Origin of the sequence: Candidatus Phaeomarinobacter ectocarpi (assembly GCF_000689395.1) — a bacterium.
Taxonomy (GTDB): domain Bacteria; phylum Pseudomonadota; class Alphaproteobacteria; order CGMCC-115125; family CGMCC-115125; genus Pyruvatibacter; species Pyruvatibacter ectocarpi.
Genome location: NZ_HG966617.1, coordinates 2,996,655 through 3,016,374, shown reverse-complemented (window position 1 = coordinate 3,016,374; position 19,720 = coordinate 2,996,655). Strand labels below are relative to the sequence as shown.

14 protein-coding genes are annotated in these 19,720 nt (G+C 58.5%); 8 read left to right on the top strand and 6 right to left on the bottom strand.

Translation table 11 applies throughout. From position 1 onward, the window contains the following. Positions 1–555, bottom strand: coding sequence for a hypothetical protein (locus BN1012_RS14315; RefSeq protein WP_145973481.1), 555 nt, complete (start codon positions 553–555; stop codon positions 1–3). 140 nt (positions 556–695) lie between these two features. Then, complete coding sequence (locus BN1012_RS14310) at positions 696–1,550, bottom strand: hypothetical protein (protein WP_043950114.1); 855 nt, start codon at positions 1,548–1,550, stop codon at positions 696–698. A 767-nt stretch (positions 1,551–2,317) separates the two neighbouring features. Between BN1012_RS14310 and mdh the strand changes: the two genes are divergently transcribed. Continuing rightward, on the top strand, positions 2,318–3,280 hold the full coding sequence (mdh, locus tag BN1012_RS14305; RefSeq protein ID WP_043951153.1) for a malate dehydrogenase: 963 nt from the start codon (positions 2,318–2,320) through the stop codon (positions 3,278–3,280). A gap of 154 nt (positions 3,281–3,434) precedes the next feature. On the opposite strand, the gene ypfJ is transcribed toward mdh, so the two are convergent. After that, positions 3,435–4,355 (bottom strand): KPN_02809 family neutral zinc metallopeptidase, encoded by a 921-nt coding sequence (gene ypfJ, locus BN1012_RS14300; protein ID WP_043950113.1) that lies wholly within the window; start codon positions 4,353–4,355, stop codon positions 3,435–3,437. Between the two features lie 176 nt (positions 4,356–4,531). On the opposite strand from ypfJ, the gene sucC reads away from it, so the two are divergent. From sucC to lpdA, 6 genes are all read left to right on the top strand, one after another. Then, positions 4,532–5,701, top strand: coding sequence for an ADP-forming succinate--CoA ligase subunit beta (gene sucC / locus BN1012_RS14295; RefSeq protein WP_043950112.1), 1,170 nt, complete (start codon positions 4,532–4,534; stop codon positions 5,699–5,701). Next, entirely contained in the window at positions 5,702–6,577 is an 876-nt protein-coding gene (gene sucD / locus BN1012_RS14290) for a succinate--CoA ligase subunit alpha (RefSeq protein WP_043950111.1), read from the top strand. A 231-nt stretch (positions 6,578–6,808) separates the two neighbouring features. After that, positions 6,809–9,775 (top strand): 2-oxoglutarate dehydrogenase E1 component, encoded by a 2,967-nt coding sequence (locus BN1012_RS14285; RefSeq protein WP_043950110.1) that lies wholly within the window; start codon positions 6,809–6,811, stop codon positions 9,773–9,775. A gap of 55 nt (positions 9,776–9,830) precedes the next feature. Beyond that, a complete protein-coding gene (odhB, locus tag BN1012_RS14280; protein ID WP_043950109.1) occupies positions 9,831–11,069 on the top strand; it encodes a 2-oxoglutarate dehydrogenase complex dihydrolipoyllysine-residue succinyltransferase in 1,239 nt (412 codons plus the stop codon). A gap of 29 nt (positions 11,070–11,098) precedes the next feature. Continuing rightward, complete coding sequence (locus tag BN1012_RS14275) at positions 11,099–11,413, top strand: hypothetical protein (RefSeq protein WP_145973480.1); 315 nt, start codon at positions 11,099–11,101, stop codon at positions 11,411–11,413. A 60-nt stretch (positions 11,414–11,473) separates the two neighbouring features. Continuing rightward, the gene (gene lpdA / locus BN1012_RS14270; protein WP_275450956.1) at positions 11,474–12,880 is read left to right on the top strand and encodes a dihydrolipoyl dehydrogenase; all 1,407 of its coding nucleotides are present in this window, start codon (positions 11,474–11,476) and stop codon (positions 12,878–12,880) included. Between the two features lie 11 nt (positions 12,881–12,891). Here the strand turns inward: lpdA and BN1012_RS14265 are convergent, their stop codons facing one another. After that, the gene (locus tag BN1012_RS14265; protein WP_043951151.1) at positions 12,892–13,827 is read right to left on the bottom strand and encodes a tyrosine recombinase XerC; all 936 of its coding nucleotides are present in this window, start codon (positions 13,825–13,827) and stop codon (positions 12,892–12,894) included. 48 nt (positions 13,828–13,875) lie between these two features. After that, positions 13,876–14,742, bottom strand: a complete 867-nt coding sequence (locus BN1012_RS14260; RefSeq protein WP_052535396.1) for a DUF484 family protein — start codon at positions 14,740–14,742, stop codon at positions 13,876–13,878. Between the two features lie 122 nt (positions 14,743–14,864). Here BN1012_RS14260 and BN1012_RS14255 point away from each other — a divergent pair, with 122 nt between their 5' ends. Then, the gene (locus BN1012_RS14255; RefSeq protein ID WP_043950107.1) at positions 14,865–17,081 is read left to right on the top strand and encodes a primosomal protein N'; all 2,217 of its coding nucleotides are present in this window, start codon (positions 14,865–14,867) and stop codon (positions 17,079–17,081) included. Positions 17,082–17,103: 22 nt separating this feature from the next. Here BN1012_RS14255 and BN1012_RS17100 read toward each other — a convergent pair whose 3' ends face one another. Beyond that, complete coding sequence (locus BN1012_RS17100) at positions 17,104–19,548, bottom strand: bifunctional diguanylate cyclase/phosphodiesterase (RefSeq protein WP_206778003.1); 2,445 nt, start codon at positions 19,546–19,548, stop codon at positions 17,104–17,106. Between the last annotated feature and the right edge of the window lie 172 nt (positions 19,549–19,720).

The window sequence follows — 19,720 nt, the reverse complement described above, 5'->3', positions numbered from 1 at the left end:
TTACTCTGAGGCATTGACGTCCGCGATCCTGTGTTTCACATCCAGATAGCGCTCAACCATCGCTGCCTCTTCCAGCACACGTTCGAGTGATTGACGCTGATAGACGTAGTCGTAAGCTGCACCACACATCACCAGGGTGACTTGGTCACTTAGTCTTTCAGTGACGGGTTCGCCATGCGGGTTCATCAACTGATATCCGTCTTCGTGTTCCTCGCATTTCAGAATGCCTGTGAAGACCGAGAGTGACAGTCTGGCTTTCTCCAGGGCGACTTCGGCTTTTTCTGTTTGACCGGCCTTGAAGGACGCCCATGCCAGCTTTGGGAACAGCTGGAAATTGGGCTGCTCATGCAGCCTGATGGCAAGAGCGTTTTCAAAAGAATCTACTGCTCTTGAATAGTCATGTTCCTGGACGTCTCGGACGCCGTCACAAATGAGCTTGTTGTATTCTTCATGATGGTCTTCGAGCAGTTCAGGTTCACTGCAGTTGGCTGCGGCCGCTGTTTTCGGGGCGATCAAGCTCAGGCACAGTGCGCTGCCTGCAATGACAAGCCTCATGAAGGTATCCATTTTTACCTGCCGGAAAAGTTCATGCGAATTCTGGTGTGGATAGTAGCGAGTGCATCTCTGTCTGCATGGACAAAAAAAGGCCGCAACGTGTGAGTTGCGGCCTTGTTGTTTGAATGGTGCCCGTGTGTCTAGTCGGGGATCGGTGCCATCTGTGCGCGTTCGATGATCTGCTGAATGCGCGTTTTCTGGGCTGGCAGATGCGGCACGATCGTCTGACCGTCGCTGCGCTTGGATGCAAGCGGCTGCGGCATGACGGTTGGCGTTGCGGCTGACGCCATGATGACGCGCGGCGCTGCTGCTGGAGCAGGCATCACATCAGGGCCTTCAATGGCGGCTCCCTTTAGGAAGGGTTGCTCGTTCTTGCCGTTCTGGGCAGCGAGCAGGTCGTCCATGGAATGGCTGGCGCCGTATGTGGCGGACATCATGCCGAAGGACACGCGACGCATGTCGCCACGGTCGCTGTCGCGAATGTCACGGTCTACGGCTTCAAGAGAAGCGGTTGCCTGATCGTAGTCAGGGACGATGGGCGCAAAGCCGAGCTGAATGGCGGTTGGGTCGAGGCCAGCCACCTGATATTCGCCGGAGCGGTCAAAGTCCGGCTGGTCGTCATCGTTGTCCTGCAGGGCAACGATGATGCCCTGAAAAGAATCATCTGCTTCCGGTGAACCGTAAGGCACGCAGATGGGGCGTCCGCGCAGGATGGCTTCAAGGAAGCGGCAGTCTTCGCCGACGATGGCAGAGACGACATGTTCTGTCAGATCACGGCCAGACATGATGGAAGAGGCGATACCCGCGGCTGTGGAAAGCTGGCTCACGGTAATGGCGCCGATAACGGGGGCGGCGCAGCCACCCAAACTCAGCGTGCCGGCAACGATTGCCAGCGGGGCAGCAAATTTGCGGAAACGGCTGTGCCCGGATTTGTTCCCGGTCGGCGCTGCTTCCACTTTTTGTGCCGCATCCAGCTGATACACAGTCTGGTTCATCAAATACGCCCCCAAAATACCTTCTTGCGTGTGCCACTACCGATCACTGTGTGGATCTCGACGGTTTCACTGCAAAAAGACTGCCAGGCACTCACGTATCAGACCCCCGGTTCCCGGCCGGTTTTCCCCGCTATCCGCATTTTAGGTGCTCTTTAACTCTGAGCCCCCGGATGCGCGGTGGGTCATTGGTGTGGCTGCCTGCCCCCAATTTTGCGCCAAACTCAGCTAAAAACGGGTTTGATACGGGTTCAAAATTCGTATCCAGGGCACGGCGCAGAACATCTCCCGCATGGAGTATTGTTGTGCGTCACACCCGCCAATAATCGGCTGAATTGACTAAGAAACTGTGACTCTTTGAGGGTCCGCGTGTCAAACGGGAACGGTTATATGATTAACGAGGGTTAACGGATTGGGATGGCGTGTGCCCGAATAACCTCAGATACCGCATTTGGGTCCGGTGATGTCTCAATTCGGGGGGCCGGTCCGAGGCTTCGGGGCCGCGCCAAAACCGGAATGAAACGGCAGGGTTTGGTGTTCCACGGGCATCCGCTTGCACCATGTCCGGCCATGAGATAGGTGAAGCGCAGCATTCTTAACCGCAGGCTGCACGTACCTGGTGCCGCGGCCTCAATTTCCTGGATGAACCCGCAATGTCCGGTGGCTTTTTCAACTGGTTCATGGGGCGTCCACCCAAAAAACGTGGTGGGGGCAAGACTGAACAGCAGTCCGCGCCTGCCCAGAACACACATCAACAGCGGAGTACCCCAATGTCTCGCAAGAAAATTGCTCTCATCGGTGGCGGCCAGATCGGCGGCACGCTCGCCCTGCTCGCAGGCCTCAAGGAACTTGGCGATATCGTCATTTTCGACATCGTGGACGGCGTGCCCCAGGGCAAGGCGCTGGACATTGCCGAAGCGTCCCCGGTTGAAGGGTTTGACGCGGCCATGTCCGGGTCAAGCGACTACAAGGACATTGCCGGTTCCGACGTCGTGATCGTGACGGCTGGTGTGCCCCGCAAGCCGGGCATGAGCCGCGATGATCTGGTTGAAACCAACCTCAAGGTCATGAAGTCCGTTGGCGAAGGCATCAAGGCCAACTGCCCGGACGCGTTCGTGATCTGCATCACCAACCCGCTCGACGCTATGGTCTGGGCGCTGCAGAAGTTCTCCGGTCTGCCTGCCAACAAGGTTGTGGGCATGGCTGGCGTGCTCGACTCAGCACGTTTCCGCTACTTCCTGGCTGAAGAATTCAACGTCTCCGTTGAAGACATCACAGCCTTCGTGCTCGGCGGCCACGGCGACACGATGGTGCCGTCTGTTCGCTACTCAACCGTTGGCGGCATTCCGCTTCCAGATCTTGTGAAGATGGGCTGGACCTCACAGGAGAAGCTCGACCAGATCGTTCAGCGCACCCGTGATGGCGGTGCTGAAATTGTTGGTCTGCTGAAGACAGGCTCTGCGTTCTACGCGCCAGCGTCTTCTGCCATCTCCATGGCTGAGAGCTACCTCAAGGACAAGAAGCGTTTGCTGCCATGCGCGGCTCAGCTGACGGGCCAGTACGGCGTCAATGATCGTTACGTTGGCGTGCCGACAATTATCGGTGCTGGTGGCATTGAAAAAGTTGTCGAGATTGAACTCGACGCGGCTGAAAAAGAGATGTTCAAGGTCTCTGTCGACGCCGTGGAAGGCCTCGTTGAAAGCTGCAAGAAGATCAATCCGGATCTTGCATAGGTGCAGTTCTACCTGAAGGTCGCATTCTGGATCGCGATGTTCGCGGTGCCGGCGTGGATTTTCTGGAGCTAGGTCAACAGCTTTCAAAAGAACAAAAAAGGCGCGGTTCCTTTCCGGGACCGCGCCTCTTTCGTGTCTGCTGCAGTCCTTCGATTTACAGCGTTGCGGCTGAAAACGTGTCGCACTGAACCGGATCGCCGGTCTGATAGCCTTTCATGAACCAGCGCTGCCTTTGCGAAGAAGTGCCATGGGTGAAGCTGTCCGGCATAACGCGGCCGCCGGCCTGACGCTGAAGCGTGTCATCGCCAATGGCTGACGCTGCATTCATGGCTTCCTGAATGTCGCCGGGCTCCAGTATCTGGCTCATGCCGTCGGCGCGATTGGCCCACACGCCCGCGAAGCAATCCGCCTGTAGCTCCTGCATGACGGAAAGTTTGTTGCCCGCAACCTTGCCCACTTCGCCCTGGGCCTGGCGTACCTGCGCCGAGATGCCCAGAACCGTCTGGATATGGTGGCCGACCTCATGGGCGATCACATAGGCCGAAGCGAAATCGCCCTCGACCCCAAAGCGCTGAACCAGCTCGGTAAAGAAGTCGAGATCAAGATAGATCTTCTCGCCGGCCGGGCAGTAGAACGGCCCGACGGCTGAGCTGGCAAAACCACAGCCGGAGTTTACGCCGTCTGAGAACAGCACCATCTTTGGCTCGCGGTATTCCTGCCCGTACGCGGCGGGCAGCAGAGAATTCCAAACATCTTCGGTATCGGCCAGGACCACGGCTGAGAATTCTGCCATTTCGTCCTGGGCGGCCTGCTGTTCGGCAGTCAGGTTCTGTGAGGGCCCGCTGGTGGAAAAGCCGCCGCCAGACCCGTCTCCGTTCAGGTAATAGGTGATGGCAAACAGGGCGATCATGATGAGGATGCCGGAAAAGCTGATTTTTCCGCCCCGGCCTCTGGGTATCTGGAAATGCCGACCCATGCCGCCGGCACGGGACCTGCCGAACCCGCCACCGCGAGAGGCCGTCTGACCGCGCTTGTCGATCATGTTGGTGCTGCGTCGTCTGCCGCGCCATTTCATGGAGGTATCTCCGTTGTCTTGCCCTTAAGGAAAGTGAGCGTAGCATTGACATTACGTCAGGTGTCACCTGTTGGGCATCGCCCTTACCGGTGCTATACCCAAAAGCGAATCCTAGTTCTCCTTCCACTTGGAATCTTGATGAGTTCCATCAGACTTCCCCAGCCAGTCGGAAAAACATGAACATCCACGAGTATCAGGCCAAAGGCGTGCTTGGTGGCTTCGGCGTTGCCGTTGCCCAGGGCAAGCCCGCCTTCTCCGTTGATGAAGCGGTCAAGGTTGCAGAAGACATGGGCGGCCCCGTTTGGGTCGTCAAAGCGCAAATCCACGCAGGTGGGCGTGGCAAGGGCGGCGGTGTCAAGGTGGTGAAATCCATCGATGAAGTCCGCGCCGAAGCCGAACGCATGCTGGGCATGACGCTCGTGACACACCAGACCGGCCCCGAGGGCAAGCTGGTTCAGCGGCTCTACGTGGAAGAAGGCTCCGACATTGATCGTGAGCTCTATCTCTCGCTCCTTGTTGATCGTGAAACCAGCCGGGTGGCCTTTGTGGCGTCAACCGAAGGTGGCATGAACATCGAAGAAGTGGCGGCTGAGACGCCTGAGAAGATCCACACCATTGATGTGGATCCGGCTTCCGGCTTCATGCCGTTCCATGGTCGTGCACTTGCTCATGCGCTGCAGCTCAAGGGCGCAGAAGCCAAGGCGGGCGCCAAGCTCTTCAAGGGCCTGTATGACGCGTTCATCGGCACTGACGCCAGCCTCGTTGAAATCAACCCTCTGGTGGTCACAAAGGGCGGCGACGTTCTTTGCCTCGACGCCAAGATGAACTTCGACTCCAACGCGCTGTACCGGCACAAGGAAATTGCAGACCTGCATGACCCTGCCGAAGAAGAAGCAGCCGAGCTTGAAGCTGCCAAGTATGACCTCTCCTACGTCAAGCTCGATGGCACCATTGGCTGCATGGTCAACGGCGCAGGCCTTGCCATGGCGACGATGGACATCATCAAGCTGTACGGCGAAGAGCCTGCCAACTTCCTGGATGTGGGTGGCGGCGCCACCAAGGAGAAGGTGACGGAAGCCTTCAAGATCATCCTGTCTGACCCTGCGGTTGAAGGCATTCTGGTCAACATTTTCGGGGGCATCATGCGCTGCGATATCATCGCGGAAGGCGTGATCGCCGCTGCCAAGGAGACATCGCTTGCGGTGCCGCTCGTTGTGCGCCTTGAAGGCACCAATGTTGAGCTTGGCAAGCAGATCATGGCCGATAGCGGCCTTGCCATTATTCCTGCTGACAATCTGGCGGATGCCGCCGAGAAGATCGTCAAAGCCGTGAAGGAGGCCAAATAGATGGCCGTTCTGATTGACAGCAACACCAAGGTTATCACCCAGGGCTTCACAGGTGCTCAGGGTACGTTCCATTCGGAAACCGCGATTGAGTATGGCACCAAGCTTGTTGGCGGCGTAACGCCGGGCAAGGGCGGCACCAAGCATCTTGATCTGCCTGTATTCGATACAGTCGGCGAGGCGGTTGAAAAGACCGGCGCTGACGCGACCATGATCTACGTGCCGCCTCCCTTCGCTGCGGATGCGATCCTTGAGGCGATCGACGCGGAAATTCCGCTGGCGGTCTGCATCACCGAGGGCATTCCCGTGCTCGACATGGTGAAGGTCAAAAAGGCGCTGTGTGGCTCCAAGACACGGCTGGTTGGTCCCAACTGCCCGGGCGTCATAACGCCGGGCGAGTGCAAGATCGGCATCATGCCAGGCCACATTCACCAGCCGGGCACGGTCGGCATCGTGTCGCGCTCTGGCACGCTGACCTATGAGGCTGTGGGCCAGACGACGGCTGCAGGCCTTGGTCAGACCACCTGCATCGGCATCGGCGGTGACCCGGTCAACGGCACCAACTTCATTGATTGCCTGGACATGTTCCTGGGCGATGACAAGACCGAATCCATCATCATGATCGGTGAAATTGGTGGGTCAGCTGAAGAAGATGCCGCCGAGTTCCTCAAGCAGTCCAAAACCAAGAAGCCGGTTGTGGGCTTCATTGCTGGTGTGACAGCGCCTCCGGGCCGCCGGATGGGCCATGCGGGTGCCATCATTTCCGGTGGCAAGGGCGATGCTGCCAGCAAGATCGAAGCAATGAAATCTGCCGGGATTACGGTCTCGCCGTCTCCAGCAGCGCTGGGCTCCACGCTTGTGGATGTGCTCAAGGGCTAACCCGGGGGCTAATCGATTTCGTGAAGACAAAATGAATGCCGGCCCCGCGAGAACCCCTATGCGGTTTCGCGGGGCCAGTATTCTCAAAATGTCACCGGAATTTGGGGCATTTTGAATAGCGCGTTAACCAAACCCGTGCGAAGCTGCGGGGAATTTGGGGCTTTTGGTATTCGAAAGCGCGCGGGCCGATAAGCCCCACAGCACCTTGCGACCGCGCGGGAGCGACACAAAATGGCAGATGGCTCGGGGCGTCAGCGGACGCCTGCAAATGAAGCCTTTGACGAGACGTCATTCCTTTATGGCGGCAACGCCCAATATCTCGAACAGATGCACCACCGGTACGCCCAGAACCCCAGTTCTGTGGATGCGCGTCTGCGGGCCTATTTTGATGGTCTGAAGGATGATCCGGGTGCGGTTGCAACCGAAGCCAATGGGCCTTCCTGGGCGCGCGCCGACTGGCCGCCGCTGGCCAATGGCGACCTGGTTTCGGCTCTGGACAGCAACTGGGGTGAAGCCGAATCCCACCTGAAGGGCAAAATCGAAGGCAAGGCATCCAGTGCGGGCGTCAGCCTGACTGACGAGCAGGTGCGGGCAGCTACCCTCGATTCCATCCGCGCGATCATGATGATCCGTGCCTACCGTATTCGTGGCCACCTCATTGCCAAGCTTGACCCGCTGAACATTGAGCCGCCGAAAGATCATCCCGAACTCAACCCAATGTCATACGGTTTTACCGACGACGACATGGATCGTCCGATCTTCATCGACCATGTGCTGGGTCTGGAGACGGCTACCATCAATGAGATGATGGAAATCCTATGGCGCACCTACTGCGACACCATCGGCGTCGAGTTCATGCACATCGCTGATCCGGAACAAAAAGGCTGGATCCAGGAGCGCATCGAGGGCCGTGGCAAGGAAGTGTCTTTCACGGACATGGGCAAGAAGGCGATCCTTCAAAAACTCATCGAGTCTGAAGGCTTCGAGAATTTTCTGCACGTCAAATATACGGGCACAAAGCGCTTTGGTCTGGATGGTGGCGAAAGCCTCATCCCTGCCATGGAGCAGATCATCAAGCGCGGCGGCAATATGGGCCTTGAGGAAATCATCCTCGGCATGCCGCACCGTGGTCGCCTCAATGTGCTCGCGACAGTTATGGGCAAGCCGTACCAGGCGATCTTCCATGAGTTCAAAGGTGGTTCGGTCAACCCCGAAGACATCGCCGGCTCAGGAGACGTGAAGTACCATCTGGGTACGTCGTCTGACCGTGAGTTTGACGGCAACAAGGTTCACCTGTCACTGACGGCCAACCCGTCTCACCTGGAAGCGGTGAACCCGGTGGTGCTGGGCAAGGCCCGCGCCAAGCAGGACATGCAGCATGGTCGTGACCGTACCAAGGTCATGCCAATTCTGTTGCACGGCGACGCGGCCTTTGCGGGTCAGGGCATCGTGGCTGAATGCTTTGGGCTGTCGCAACTTAAGGGTGGTCGCAATGGCGGCACCATCCACTTCATCGTCAACAACCAGATTGGCTTTACGACCAGCCCGCGTTTCTCGCGCTCGTCGCCTTATCCGTCTGACGTTGCCAAGATGGTTCAGGCACCGATCTTCCATGTGAATGGGGATGATCCGGAAGCCGTGGTTCACGTGGCGAAGATCGCGACGGAATACCGTCAGCAGTTCGGCGCTGACGTGGTCATCGACATGTTCTGCTACCGGCGCTTTGGGCACAACGAGGGCGACGAGCCCATGTTCACCCAGCCGCTGATGTACAAGACCATCAAGAAGCAGCCGACGACGCTGCAGATCTATTCAGAGCGTCTGATTGCTGAGGGTCTGGTGGATCAGGCTGAGATCGACGGCATGAAGGAGAGTTTCAACGCGATGCTCTCCGAAAGCTTTGACACAGCTGACAATTTCCGCACCAACAAGGCTGACTGGCTGGACGGGCGCTGGAGCGGTCTTTCCGTTGCCGAAGGCGAAGCCCGTCGCGGTGAAACAGCGGTGCCTGTGCAGACACTGCAGGAGATCGGCACCAAGCTTGCGACCATTCCTGAAGAAGTGAATGCGCACCGCACGCTGAAGCGCGTTTTCAAGGCGCGCATGGATGTGGTGCAGGCTGGTGAGGGTATTGACTGGGCCACTGCTGAGTCGCTCGCGTTCGGTTCCCTCATAGATGAAGGGTTTCCTGTCCGCCTTGTGGGTCAGGACTCAACGCGCGGCACGTTCTCGCAACGCCACTCCGCCATCATCGATCAGGAAACCGAAGAGCGGTACATGCCGCTCAACAATCTCAAAGAAGGTCAAGTCGAGTACGACGTGGTCGATTCGATGCTGTCTGAGGCTGCCGTGCTTGGCTATGAGTATGGCTACTCGCTGGCCGAGCCCAATGCGCTTGTCCTGTGGGAAGCGCAGTTCGGCGATTTTGCCAACGGTGCTCAGGTCATCATTGATCAGTTCATCTCATCGGGTGAGCGCAAGTGGTTGCGCATGTCGGGTCTCGTGATGCTGCTGCCGCATGGTTATGAAGGTCAGGGTCCGGAGCATTCCTCGGCCCGCCTTGAGCGTTACCTGCAGCTGTGTGCAGAGGACAATCTGCAGATTGCCAATTGCACGACGCCGGCAAACTACTTCCACATCCTGCGCCGTCAGCTGCATCGGAAGTTCCGCAAGCCGCTGATCATCATGACGCCCAAGTCGCTGTTGCGGCATAAGAAGGCCGTCTCGACACTCAAGGAAATGGGCGAAGGTTCTTCCTTCCACCGGGTGTTGTGGGATGACGCGGAATACATGCCCGGCTCGACCGTCAAACTGGTGGAGTCGCAGAAGATCAGGCGCGTGGTCATGTGCTCGGGCAAGGTCTATTACGATCTGCTGGAAGAGCGTGAGAAGCGCGGCATTGATGACATTTATCTGATGCGCGTGGAGCAGCTCTACCCATTTCCCGCCAAATCCATGATCAAGGAGCTGGAACGCTTCGCGAATGCGGACATGATGTGGTGTCAGGAAGAACCCAAGAATATGGGCGCGTGGACATTCATGGAGCCCAACATCGAATGGGTTCTGAAACACATTGATGCCAAGCACCGGCGTGCGCGTTATGCGGGCCGTGCCTCCACAGCATCCACAGCAACCGGCTTGATGAGCAAGCACAAGCAGGAACTCAACATGTTCCTGGATGAAGCGCTCACCATCTAGTTTTCACATTACGTTTCACGACGGCTGACAAAAGCCGCACCAAAGAGGCCATAACATGAGCACGGAAATCAGAGTTCCCACGCTTGGCGAATCCGTTACCGAAGCAACGGTGGCGCAGTGGTTCAAGAAACCTGGCGATGCAGTGGCTGCCGACGAGCCTCTGCTGGAGCTTGAAACCGACAAGGTGACGCTGGAAGTTCCTGCACCTGCGGCCGGTGTGCTTGCTGAAATTACCGCCGAGGAAGGCGACACGGTTGAAGTGGATGCGCTTCTTGGTGCCATTGGCGAAGGCGCCGGTGATGTCAAAGTAACCGAGAAGAAAGCAGAACCTGCACCGGCTCCTGCGAAATCCGATCCGGCCCCGGCCAAGGCTGAGCCTGCTCCTGCCGCCGCATCAGATGAGCCGCCACTTTCTCCTGCCGTTCGCAAGATGGTGGAAGAAAACAATGTGGACCCCTCGACAATCGAAGGTACAGGCAAGGGCGGTCGGCTTGTAAAAGCAGACGTTCAGGCAGCGCTTGAAGCCAAGGCGGAAGCCCCGGCAGCCCCGGCGCCAACGTCTGCGCCGCGTGCGCCTTCGTCTGCGGAAGATGCACCACGCGAAGAGCGCGTGAAGATGACGCGTCTGCGCAAGACAATCGCGCGCCGCCTCAAGGAAGCTCAGAACACCGCCGCGATGCTCACCACCTTCAACGAGGTGGACATGGGTCCGGTGATGGAGTTGCGCAAACAGTACAAAGAACTGTTTGAAAAGAAGCATGGCGTTCGCCTCGGCTTCATGGGCTTCTTCGTCAAGGCATGTACCCATGCGTTGAAAGAGCTGCCGCAGGTCAATGCCGAGATTGATGGCGAAGAGCTCGTCTTCAAGAATTTCGTTCACATGGGTGTTGCTGTTGGTACGCCGAACGGTCTTGTTGTGCCGGTGGTGCGAAATGCAGATGAGATGTCCGTTGCGGACATCGAAGGCACGATCAACGATTTTGGTCGCCGTGCCCGCGATGGCAAGCTCACCATGGATGAGATGCAGGGTGGCACTTTCACCATTTCCAATGGGGGAGTGTACGGCTCGCTGATGTCGACGCCGATCCTCAACGCGCCGCAGTCCGGCATTCTGGGTATGCACAAGATCCAGGAACGCCCGATGGTGGTGAACGGCCAGATCGAAATCCGTCCGATGATGTATCTGGCGCTTTCCTATGATCACCGCATTGTGGATGGCCGCGAAGCTGTGACCTTCCTGGTGCGCGTCAAGGAAAGCCTCGAAGATCCACAGCGCCTGTTGCTTGACCTGTGATCCGTCTGCTCACCATTGCAGGACTGAGTGTGTTTCTTGCGTCTCCAGCCAGCGCGCTGATGGTGTCTGCCGAAACAGCGCTTGTCTGTCCGCAGCTTGAAGACTTTCAGACGGTGGCGTCGGGCACTGATGTGCCTGCATGTGTCCGCGTTGAAAAGCACATGGACCTTTATGGTCCGGTTGGTCGCGCGCCCAAGGCGCCTGGTGGGCCGTTTGTTCGTGTGCGTGTTGATGAGCGCCTTTATTGGGCTGAAGAGCACGCCTTTTACATGCCGTCGCAGAGTGCTGCGCCAGGTGACACAGGGTTGAGCGGTGCAAAGGTACCCTTGCCACCTTCGAAATAGTGCCACCCGCAAACTAATTCAGGCAGCCGTTGAGTGGCTGCGCCAAAGGAGAATACGCCCGTGTCTGACCAGTTTGATCTTGTGATGATCGGTGCCGGCCCCGGTGGCTATGTCGGCGCCATTCGTGCAGCCCAGCTCGGCCTCAAGGTCGCGTGCGTTGAAAAGCGCGAAACACTTGGCGGCACCTGCCTCAACATTGGCTGCATTCCCTCAAAGGCCCTACTGCATGCATCCGAGCTTTATGCGGAAAGCACCGGCCACATGGCTGACCTGGGCATCAACGTCAAAGGGGTGTCGCTTGATCTGCCCAAGATGATGGCGTTCAAGGACGAAGGTGTGGATGGCAACACCAAAGGCATTGCGTTCCTGTTCAAGAAGAACAAGGTCGAGCCGGTTTTTGGCACCGGCAAGGTACTGTCACCCGGCAAGGTCGAAGTGGCGCTCAATGATGGCGGCACACGTGTGCTTGAGACCAAGAACATCGTGATTGCCACCGGGTCTGACGTCATGCCTCTGCCGGGTGTGGAGATCGACGAGGAACGCATTGTCTCCTCGACCGGCGCTTTGACACTGCCGGAAGTGCCCAAGCATCTGCTGGTTGTCGGCGGTGGTGTCATCGGGCTTGAGCTCGGCTCGGTCTGGTCCCGTCTGGGGGCCAAGGTGACGGTGGTTGAATTCCTCGACCGCATCATTCCCGGCACAGACAATGAAGTTGCCAAGCAGTTCCAGCGCATTCTCAAGAAGCAGGGCTTTGACTTCAAGCTGGGCACAAAAGTGACTGGCATCGACAAGACAAAGAACGGTCTCAAGGTTTCTGTAGAACCTGCCAAGGGTGGGGACACAGAAGTCATTGAAGCGGATTACGCACTCGTGGCGATTGGACGCCGCCCCTACACGGACGGTCTGGGCCTCGCAGAAGCGGGTGTTGAGATGGATGATCGTGGACGCATTGCGACGGATGCCCATTTCAAAACCAATGTGGATGGTATCTACGCCATTGGTGACGCCATCATCGGTCCGATGCTGGCGCACAAGGCTGAAGACGAAGGCGTTGCGATCGCAGAAATCCTCGCGGGCCAATCCGGCCATGTGAATTATGATGTGATCCCCGGCGTGATCTACACGGCTCCGGAAGTGGCCACGGTCGGCAAGACGGAAGAAGAACTGAAAGAGGCAGGCGTCGACTACAAGGTCGGCAAGTTCCCGTTCAGTGCCAATGGTCGTGCCAAGGTCAACAAGCAGGCGGATGGATTTGTGAAAATCCTTGCCGACGCAAAAACTGACCGCGTTCTCGGCGTCCACATCCTCGGTATGGAAGCCGGCACGATGATCGCGGAAGCAGCGTTGGCCATGGAGTTTGGCGCGTCGTCCGAAGACATCGCCCGGACCTGCCATGCGCACCCGACATTGACGGAAGCCGTCAAGGAAGCAGCTCTTGCCGTGGATGGTCGCTCACTGAGCATGTAGCGGATAGGGTGTTAGCCTTTGTCGGCTGAGCCTGAACCTGCCCTTGGGTGGGCGGCGTCATAGACTTCCATCAGCCGTGCGGTGTCAACAGCTGCGTAGGTTTGCGTTGTGGACAGGCTCGCGTGACCCAGAAGTTCCTGGATGGTCCGCAGATCACCCCCGGCTCCAAGCAGGTGTGTTGCGAAGGAATGGCGAAGGGCATGCGGTGTCGCGCTGTCCGGTAGCCCCAGTCCTGAGCGCAGGCGTGCCAGCGTGCCCTGAAGACTTCGAGGGTTAAGACGCCCACCGCGTGCGCCAACGAAGAGCGGACCTGACGGGTCCAGTCCATGCGGGCACTGCTCGCGGTAGTCCTCCACAGCGTCATGAATGGCATCGATCACGGGCAGGACGCGCGTCTTGTTGCCCTTGCCGATGACGCGCAGGGGCGTGCCGCGCCTGGGCCAATCTCTTACATCCAGCGAGAGTGCCTCGCTGATGCGCAGTCCAGCCCCATACAGAAGCGTCAGGACCGCCAGATCCCGGGCCTGCGTCCAGCTTTTGTCGGGTTCCAGATTGTCGAGCAGTTTGTCAGCAGCCTCGACGCTCAGCGCCTTGGGTATAGAGACTGGCTGCTTTGGCGTGCGCACCAGAGCGATTTGAGCGTTGTCGGCCATGTCCTCGCGGGCGAGGTAGCGAAAGAAGGTGCGAACAGCCGACAGCCCGCGTGCCAATGTGCGCGGACCGACATCATCGTGTGTGCGGCGCTGGGCAAGCCATGCGCGAAAGTCAGCCGCCCGCAGTTTGCTGAGCGTGCTGAAAGAAACGGATTCGCCCGTGTGGTGGGCGGTGAAGCTCAGAAAGCCAAGGACGTCGCGCTGGTAGTTGGTGACCGTGTGCGCGCTGAGGCGCCGCTCGAGAGCAAGAGAAGAAAGCCAGCCGTCCAGAGCGTCGCGTGTCTTACGCGGCAGGGCCTCTCGAACAGGGTCAGATGCGCTCACACTGATGGTGCTCTTGCTCTAGGCAGGCGGCAGATCAAGCCACAGGCGTACATTACGCTCGATCACCTGTGCCAGGAACTTCAAATGGTCTACGGCCTGCTCTGGGTAAAACTGGTTCGCCCGGGTAGAGCCCAGCGCCAGAATGCCTGGAGGTGCTGCGCGGGAGAACGTCATGCGGATCAGCGCTTCTGACTGAACCTGCACCGCATGGGGCCCAAACAGCTCCTGTGCGCCTTCCACATCGTCGCGCAACGCATGTTGGCGCGGAGAGCCGTCGGGCCGGACGCCAAGCAACGCATCGACCATTCCGGATTCAAGCACCATGACGGACGGGCCGCCGGGTGTGTCGGTTGGCGAGCGCATGCCGGCCATGTTGCGGGTCGAGTCTGATGCTTCAACACCCATGGCCACGAGATCAACTTCGATGTCGTCGGCAAGTTCAGTGGTTATGTAGTGGATCAGGTGCTCAAAATTGCGGGCGTCGAGGACTTTGAGGACGGCTGCAAAGATGCGGTCACGGGAAATGGCGTTTTCTTCTGATGCCGTCACCAGTGCCTGTTGCAGCTCGCGGAGGTCTTCGATCTCCTGGCGCAAACGTTCAATGGTGAAGACCTGAAAGTCGACCACACCGTCGCCTTCGCGGTGGGCATCCGGTGTCAGTTTGGCGAGCAGGTCCGGCTCGTCATGCAGCGTGCCCGGATTTGCCATCAAAAAGGCTTTGACGGTTTCAGCAGTCAGCGCCCCGTCTGTCGCAGGGCGGGTCAGGGCCGAGCGCAGCGCTCCAGCGCCACCAAGGGTGCTTTGGAGCGGTCCATTGCTTTCGGCTGGGCTTTCGCCGGTGCTTTCGGTGTTCGGTCCACCGCCGGTTTCTGTGGGTGACGTCATGTGTTTTTCCCTGACATCTGCGCGGAAAATCAGGCTTCCGACAGACTGCAAAAACGAATCTTTTGCGTATCGTAGACTGTACGGTATGGGATTCGCCCCCGCCAACCCGGCATTGAGAACAAATGGCCGACCAACCCGCGCTAGATATGGATATTGACGTCGTCACAGCCCGTGTGTTGCTGCCGCTCGCGCTGCCGGGCGCCTATGACTATGCAGTTCTGGATGATCTCGACGTGCGGCCGGGAGACTTTGTGCGGGTGCCTTTGGGGCCGCGGGAAGTGACCGGTGTCGTCTGGGACCCGCTGCCAGACGGTGTCGAGGCCAAGCCGGTGGACCCGAAAAAGCTCAAGGCAATTGTGAGTCGATTTGACGCGCCGCCGATGCCAGACGTGTTGCGCAAGTTTGTGGATTGGGTCGCGGCCTACACGCTGTCACCACCGGGCGCTGTTTTACGTCTCGCCATGCGGGTTCCCCAGGCCCTTGAACCTGCTCCGACCATTACCGGCTATCGCCTGAGTGGAGCAGAGCCCTTACGCGCCACGCCCCAGCGTCAGCGGGTCCTGGAAATGCTGCGCGAGACCGGACCGCAGCTCGCCCGGCCTGCCCGTGAAATTGCCGAAATGGCCGGCGTGGGAACCAGCGTCGTGAGTGGGCTGGTCAAGGCAGGTGCACTTGACGTGGTTGAGATGCCGGGAGAGAGGGCTTTCATTGAGCCCGACGGTGACCTTGAAGGCCCGCAGCTGAGCGATGCGCAATCATTAGCAGCGCATGATCTTGGCGCTCATGTGGGTAATGGGTTTTCCGCCACGCTTCTTGATGGGGTGACGGGCGCCGGGAAGACTGAAGTCTATTTCGAAGCCGTGGCGACGGCTTTGCGGCAAGGCAAGCAGGTTCTGGTGATGTTGCCGGAAATCGCGCTTACGCCGCAATTGCTGAAGCGGTTTGAAACGCGCTTTGGCGCGCCTCCCGCCCCGTGGCATTCTGATCTCAACCAAAAAGAACGTCGACGCATCTGGCGTGGTGTCGCTGAAGGTCGTGCGCGCGTGATTGTCGGTGCACGGTCTGCGCTATTTCTTCCGTATGCAGATCTTGGTCTCATTGTTGTTGATGAGGAACATGAGTCCGCTTTCAAGCAGGAAGAGGGCGTCATCTACAACGCGCGTGACATGGCGGTGGCGCGGGCGTCTCTTGGCGACATTCCCATTGTGCTGGCATCTGCCACGCCGTCGCTTGAGACCGTCGTCAATGTGCAACGTGGGCGATATCAGCGGCTGGTTTTGCCGGAGCGGCACGGCGCAGCTGAACTGCCGGACGTTACCGCGATTGATCTGCGCGCTGATGCACCTGAGCGCGGGCGCTGGTTGTCGCAGTCATTGGTGACGGCCATTGTGGACACGTTGGAAGCTGGCAATCAGGCCATGCTGTTCCTCAACCGGCGCGGTTATGCACCGCTCACGCTGTGCCGCACTTGCGGGCATCGGTTTGAGTGTCCCAATTGCGATGCGTGGCTGGTCGAGCACCGCTTTCGCAAAGAGTTGCAGTGTCACCATTGCGGCACGCGTGCTCCAACGCCCTATAAATGTCCTGAGTGCCAGAGCGAAAACTCACTGGCTGCCTGCGGCCCCGGCGTGGAACGGATTGCGGAGGAAGCCGCTGAACGGTTCCCGGACGCGCGGTTGAGTGTTTTGTCGAGTGACCATCTGCACGGACCGGCTGCAACCCAGGAGGCCGTTGGCCAGATCACCCGGCAGGAAGTGGACCTCATCGTCGGGACGCAGGTTGTTGCCAAGGGACACAACTTCCCCAATCTCACCTTGGTGGGTGTCGTCGATGCTGACCTTGGGCTGACCGGCGGCGACCTACGGGCTGCTGAGCGGACTTATCAGCTTTTGCATCAGGTCTCCGGGCGTGCCGGACGTGGCGAGAAACCCGGCCGGGTGATCCTTCAGACATACATGCCGCATCACAAGGTGATGCAGGCACTGGTGGCCGGAGACCGTGACCAGTTTCTGCAGCAGGAAGCACGGGAGCGCGAAGACGCGGGCATGCCGCCTTATGGCCGGTTGGTTTCTCTCATATTGTCAGCTCCTGAACTTCCGCAGGCGACAGAGGTGGCGCGTTACCTGGCGCGTGCTGTTCCTGCGGCCGAGGGTGTTCGCGTGCTGGGGCCCGCACCTGCGCCCATTGCCTTGCTGCGCGGCCGCCACAGGGTGCGGTTCCTAATCAAGACGACGCGTGATTTTCAGGTGCAGAAATATGTGCGCGCATGGCTGGCGCAAGTGAAGCTGCCCAATGCCGTGCGCCTTGCTGTGGATGTCGACCCGCAGAGTTTCTTGTAGGCAGGTGCCGTCGCTTTGAATGTCAGACGACGGCAAGTTTTGCGGCGGTGGACATGGCTTCGCTATCGGCAATCCACTGCTCGAAGTCCTCTGCCCGCAGGGATTTGGCGAACAGCCAGCCCTGCATTTCATCGCAGCCATTTGCCCTCAGGAATTGGGCCTGCTCGACTGTTTCAACGCCTTCGCCAACCGTGCTCAAGTCCAGCGTCTTGGCAAGCGTCATGATGGATTGAACGATGGTCTTGGATTGCGGCGTGTCGAGGCTGCCGACAAAGGACCGGTCAATTTTCAGAACGTCCACTTGCAGCTTGTGGAGATAGGACAGGGACGAATAGCCGGTTCCGAAATCATCAAGAGCAATCTTGATGCCGATCTCGCGTAGCTGCTTGAGCCGCCGACAGGCCTGCTCAAAGTCGTCGATGAGCATGCTTTCAGTGATTTCGATTTCGAGTTTTTCTGGCGGAATGTTGTGTCGGCGCAGGGTGTTGGTGATCGTTGCAATCAGCTCAGGCGACTGGAGCTGTTGGGACGACAGGTTGATGGCCAGCGGAATATCCGTCACGCCGTTGTCCATCCATGTGCGGATCTGTTTACAGGTCGCATCAAGGATCCATGCCGAGATGGATTCGATGTAGCCTGTTTCTTCCGCGGTCTGGATGAACATGTCGGGCGGGATAAACCCCATGTCAGGATGTATCCACCGCAGAAGAACCTCAGCTCCAACAACGCTGCCGCCGTTGCTACCGATTTTGGGTTGGAACTCCAGATGGAATTCCCGGCGGGCGAGGGCGCCGTCCAAGGCGTCTTCGATGGTCGCGCGGCGAATGGATTCGGCCTCGAGCGTTTCATCAAACACCTTGATGACGCCGCGACCGCTGTCCTTGGCGCGGTAGAGCGCAATGTCGGCCTGTGACATGGCCCGTTCCGGGTTTGGCATGTCCGCGCTGATATAGGCCACACCAATACTGCAGGTGGTCTTGATGTAGCGACCATCGCAATCGAAGGGGTCGGAAAACAGATTGCGGATCCTATTGGCCAGTTCGAGAGACTGGGTCTGATCCTCGTCGTCCGCAACGATGACGGCGAACTCATCTCCGCCAAGCCTGGCCAGCTTGCAGGTGTCCGGCAGTTCGTTCTTGAGCTTGGTGCCAACGGCCGTCAGAAGTTCATCACCCTTCATGTGACCCAGGGTGTCGTTGATGGTTTTGAACCGGTCCAGATCCATCATCATGATGCCGTAACCACCATTTGTGCCTTTGGTGGGGAATACGCCGGACTGATGATTTTGCTTACCTACTTCTTTCAGCCAGACATTGAAGGCGCTCCGGTTGGCCAGTCCTGTAAGAGTGTCTGTTGTGACCAGACTACGCAGCTCATCTTCAATGCGGACCTGGCGGCGCAGGGACGCAGACAGTTCTTCTGTTCGTTGGTCGAGATCGCGGGTCATGCGCCTTGCAATCTCCGCTGCGCGCCTGCGGGTGTTGAGGGCAAGCAGCACAAGGATCAGGACAAAGAGGCTTGCACCCGCGCTCGCCATCACCACTGCCTGACCAAGCCCGACATCGCCCGCGCGGGCGAAGAGAGATGGTTTGCTGTGTGAGGCCATCTGCCATGTACGCCCGTACATGGTGATGGCATCGGTCGCGGTCAGCTGCGGGTTTTGCTGTGCGGTGTCTTCTGACTCGATGCTGGAATAGAGCGAGTTGGCAGTGTCACTGCCATCGGTATCGAAGATCTCAATTTCGATGTCGCGGAGGTCTGATCCGATGATGCCTGCCATCAGGTCGCCCATGCGGAATGCGCCATACACAAATCCGGTATTGGCGGCCCTGCGATCCACGACGTCATCGAGAGTGCTGGTAGTGTAGTGCGGCAGATACATCAAAATGCCGGCCTGCACTTCAGAATCGATTTCCTGGACCAGCTTGACCGGACCTGAAATCGTGATCTCGCCGGTGTCTCGCGCGCGGGACATCGCAGTGCGGCGGGTCTCTTGAGACCACATGTCGTAACCAAATGCCTGCCTGTTGCGGACATCCATCGGCTCGATGAAGGTGATCGACGTGTAGGCCTCACGTGGGCCATCCGGCTTGATCTTGAAGTCCGGAAAGCCATCCGCCCGAACCGATGCCTCATAGGCGGCCTTGTTTTCGGGCGACACCCAGATGGAGTATCCCAGCGCCTGGGTGCCCGGGAAGTTCCGGTGGAGCTGAAGGCCCTGTGTGAAGTCCTGCCACTGCTGACGGGTCAGGTCCTCATTGATCTCGAAGACTGAATTCGAGCTGCGCAATACCGATTCATAGTTGCGCATGCGGGCTTCAATGGCAGTCACTGTTTCGGCGCGGGCAAATTTGAAGCGCTGCTCGGCAGCCATGCGTTCGGCTTTGACGGCAAATTCATAGGCGGCGTATGTGGCCAGGGCGCCGCCAAGTGCTGTGGCGAGAACCACCAATGCGGCACTCTTCATAGACCAGAGATTCTGTATCTGCATGCCCTGCCGCCCTCCAGCCTGCATACACAGCAGGCTCGCCCTGCGGCTCATTCTGTCCGCGTATGTCAGAGTGCCGAAAAGTTCTTAAATAAGTGCAACTTTGGCGGGAACGTAGCTGAAACGGTCACTCGCTGACCGAATCCGCTTA

What these genes read in the sequence shown, in the direction of transcription:
- odhB (WP_043950109.1), top strand. Translation starts at nt 9,831, where the DNA reads ATGAGCACGGAAATCAGAGTTCCCACGCTTGGCGAATCCGTTACCGAA.
- mdh (WP_043951153.1), top strand. Translation starts at nt 2,318, where the DNA reads ATGTCTCGCAAGAAAATTGCTCTCATCGGTGGCGGCCAGATCGGCGGC.
- BN1012_RS14310 (WP_043950114.1), bottom strand. Translation starts at nt 1,550, where the DNA reads ATGAACCAGACTGTGTATCAGCTGGATGCGGCACAAAAAGTGGAAGCA.
- sucD (WP_043950111.1), top strand. Translation starts at nt 5,702, where the DNA reads ATGGCCGTTCTGATTGACAGCAACACCAAGGTTATCACCCAGGGCTTC.
- BN1012_RS14285 (WP_043950110.1), top strand. Translation starts at nt 6,809, where the DNA reads ATGGCAGATGGCTCGGGGCGTCAGCGGACGCCTGCAAATGAAGCCTTT.
- BN1012_RS14260 (WP_052535396.1), bottom strand. Translation starts at nt 14,742, where the DNA reads ATGACGTCACCCACAGAAACCGGCGGTGGACCGAACACCGAAAGCACC.
- BN1012_RS14315 (WP_145973481.1), bottom strand. Translation starts at nt 555, where the DNA reads ATGAGGCTTGTCATTGCAGGCAGCGCACTGTGCCTGAGCTTGATCGCC.
- BN1012_RS14255 (WP_043950107.1), top strand. Translation starts at nt 14,865, where the DNA reads ATGGCCGACCAACCCGCGCTAGATATGGATATTGACGTCGTCACAGCC.
- ypfJ (WP_043950113.1), bottom strand. Translation starts at nt 4,355, where the DNA reads ATGAAATGGCGCGGCAGACGACGCAGCACCAACATGATCGACAAGCGC.
- BN1012_RS17100 (WP_206778003.1), bottom strand. Translation starts at nt 19,548, where the DNA reads ATGAAGAGTGCCGCATTGGTGGTTCTCGCCACAGCACTTGGCGGCGCC.
- sucC (WP_043950112.1), top strand. Translation starts at nt 4,532, where the DNA reads ATGAACATCCACGAGTATCAGGCCAAAGGCGTGCTTGGTGGCTTCGGC.